General features: G+C 51.9%; 5 protein-coding genes. 2 read left to right on the forward strand and 3 right to left on the reverse strand.

Annotated features, from left to right (window positions below):
- Positions 1-290 (forward strand): P-II family nitrogen regulator (locus QZP87_RS02260; protein ID WP_363330976.1); only part of this gene is annotated, 290 nt, incomplete at its 5' end.
- A 262-nt stretch (positions 291-552) separates the two neighbouring features.
- Here QZP87_RS02260 and QZP87_RS02265 read toward each other — a convergent pair.
- The 3 genes from QZP87_RS02265 to QZP87_RS02275 are packed head-to-tail and all read right to left on the reverse strand — an operon-like array spanning position 553 to position 2,299.
- Positions 553-873 (reverse strand): P-II family nitrogen regulator, encoded by a 321-nt coding sequence (locus QZP87_RS02265; protein WP_291321297.1) that lies wholly within the window; start codon positions 871-873, stop codon positions 553-555.
- Positions 874-878: 5 nt separating this feature from the next.
- A complete protein-coding gene (locus tag QZP87_RS02270; protein WP_291321298.1) occupies positions 879-1,613 on the reverse strand; it encodes a DUF1538 domain-containing protein in 735 nt (244 codons plus the stop codon).
- Positions 1,610-2,299: a DUF1538 family protein gene (locus tag QZP87_RS02275; RefSeq protein ID WP_291321299.1), complete on the reverse strand. Its 690-nt coding sequence runs from the start codon at positions 2,297-2,299 to the stop codon at positions 1,610-1,612. Before QZP87_RS02275 ends, QZP87_RS02270 begins: the two co-directional genes overlap by 4 nt.
- A gap of 329 nt (positions 2,300-2,628) precedes the next feature.
- On the opposite strand from QZP87_RS02275, the gene QZP87_RS02280 reads away from it, so the two are divergent.
- On the forward strand, positions 2,629-2,857 hold a 229-nt coding region (locus QZP87_RS02280; RefSeq protein WP_291321300.1), incomplete at its 3' end, for a DUF1538 family protein.

Here is a 2,857-nt window from a genome sequence, read left to right on the forward strand (position 1 = left end):
AGGAGGCCCTGGCTCATCTGGGCATCAAGGGCATGACCCTGACCGATGTCAAGGGCTTCGGCCGCCAGATGGGCCACAAGGAAGTATACCGGGGGGCTGAATACGAAGTGGACTTTCTGCCCAAGGTCAAGATAGAGGTCATCCTGGATGACTCAAAGGTGGACCAGGCCGTGGAGGCCGCCATAAAGGCGGCCAGGACAGACAAGGTGGGCGACGGAAAGATATTCGTCTACAGTGTGGAAAACGCCATCCGCATCAGGACCGGCGAATCCGGGGACGCAGCCGTCTGATCCAGACCGCTGCTGTCTGAAGCCCGGGCGGCACCGTCCGGGCTTTTGTCCCTCCAAAAATTTACAGGCCTTTTCCTGCTGTCCCAATACGGATCCGACCCCTCCTTAACGTGGTAAAGGAAAAGGCCTGTAAACCCATACACCCTTACCTGGATCCAGGCCAACTGCGCGCTTTGACCCGTTGTTGATGCACACCGCAGGCATGCAGCCAGACCATCCCCTGGCAGATAATAATTCGATACTCAAGGACACATTTTAGTAGTCAATCAGGCTCATTGAGCCCGGCAACCTCGTCCAGGGGCAGGGAAAAGGCCAGTCCTCCTTTGGGATCGTTCAGGTTGCAGGCTTCGGTGATTTTCTGAATCAGTGCAGATGATTTGCTGCGCTTGACCACAATATAGACCAGCTCTTTCTGAGGCTCCACAGGCACTCCAAGAATGCTTACCTTGGTGCGGTGACTTGAGCCGCGTCCGAAAAAAACCGTCCCCCCGCTGGACCCGAGTTTTTCGGCAATATCCACCACTGTTTCGCTGTGTCCATAATTTACAATGGCCACCACCAGAGAATATCCGCTGTCCGGCATTGAGTTTAACTCCTTGGTTCAGGTGTTTGACTGAAAAGAATGCCGGCTGTCAAAACCGACACTATAGGGGCCAGGGCAATAACGGCCACCAGGCCGAACCCATCCATAAGGGGATCGCGTCCTTCAAGAACCTGGGTCAGAACCATGGCCATGCCCATAACAAAGGTTATGACCACGGGACCAGTGCTGACTGTACATGAGTCAAAAGCTATACCCACAAAAAGTCTGCTGCACAGAAGCATCATGCCCAGAACCAGGATATAGCCGGGCACCAGAATAAACTGCAGAGGGAAACCGGCAATAATCTGTGTGACTCCCAAAGCGGCGAACAAGGCCACTCCAAGACTGATCACGGTCTGCAGCAGCCTGGAGCGGATATGACCGCTTGTTGTCTGGTCCACCTGGGAGCAGAGAATTTTCACCGATGGTTCAGCCCAGGTGATCACCAGTCCCAGGATAAAAGCCAGGGGGACAAGAAGCCATTTAAAAGATTCGTGAGCGCCCAGATGACTGCTCAGAGCTTCTCCAGCCGGAACCAGGCCGACATTCACCCCCTGCATAAAGAGCACCAGGCCGGCCAGTACGAGTACCAGTCCCTTGAACACACGCTTGAGCAGATCGCGCTCGATTCTGAAGAGAAACAGGTGCAGCAGCAGGACAAAAAAGACTATCCCGAGAATACCCCATATATTTTCCAGCAGGACGGAACGGATATCAATCCAGGTCCAGAAATTATTCACTGAAGCAACACCCCCATGAGCATGATGCCCAGAATAGGGCCTATGGCCGCCAGCCCCAGCAAGCCGAAACTGTCGTCAGAACTTTTCCCCAGCACAGAAACAACCCCCAGCCCAAAGGCCAGAATAAAGGGCACAGTCAATGGTCCCGTGGCGATTCCGCCTGCATCAAAGGCCAGAGGGACAAACTCGGCAGGAACAAACAGGGACAAAATCAGTACAAGACCGTATCCAAGGCCGAAGAAAATCTTTAGACCAATTCCCAGAAGAATACGCAGCAGAGCCATGGCTATGAACACGCCTATACTTGCCGCTACTATCAGCACTACCGTCAGGGGACCCGGAGGATAATCACCGGTGGCCGAGTCAACATGCCCTGCCAGAATATGTACCGCCGGGTCAGCAGCATTCATTACCAGCCCAAAGACAAGAGCCAGAGCCAGAAAAAGAGCTGTGGACACGTACTGTGGCAACATGGAGCCTATGGCCCTGCCCAGAGGTATGACTGCGTGATTTACCCCGTTCAGAAAAAGATAAAGCCCGAGTACCACCATGACAGCACCGGCAGCCAGGTCCATGGAGCCATCCAGGCTCAGAAAACCCAGGAAAGCCTCAAGAACAGCCAGAACAGCCAGGACCGGAAGCACGGTTTTCAGTGTTGACCACAGGGAAATGGACGATGAACTCATTATTTACTCTATTTAGACCCGGCAAAAAATTATATACTGTCATAACACTACAGCGAAACTTATTAAACTTTTCAATCTGTCGAAATTGGGGGCAGGCACCCCGCACTTATTTTTGTTAAAGGATCTTGGTTTTATTGAAAAAAATAAGTGCGGGGAGAGCCAGCCCCCGGAGGTCAATAAATAAGTTTCGCTGTAGTGATAAGTTCAAAACTTTAATTATTATCATGTCAAATTCTCTGCCACAATGCAAGCTTGGTCGTACTCTTTACCTGTCCCCTCATCAGCAAAAAACATTGAAATCAAAAGTCGCTTGAGATAAGATAAAGTATATGGCAAACGATTTAAAAGAAGGACTCATTGAAGTTGTCCAGGCTGTGCTGCCCATTACCGGGGTAGTCATCCTGCTGCAGATCTTCCTTATCACCATGCCCTGGGAGGAGTTTGCCCGCTTCCTCATCGGTGTGCTTTTTGTCATGTCCGGTCTTCTGTTTTTCCTGCAGGGAGTCAAGATCGGGCTTCTGCCCATGGGCGAGGCCATAGGAGCTGAACTGCCCAAGC

Source organism: Desulfonatronospira sp., from assembly GCA_003563255.1.
GTDB lineage: Bacteria > Desulfobacterota > Desulfovibrionia > Desulfovibrionales > Desulfonatronovibrionaceae > Desulfonatronospira.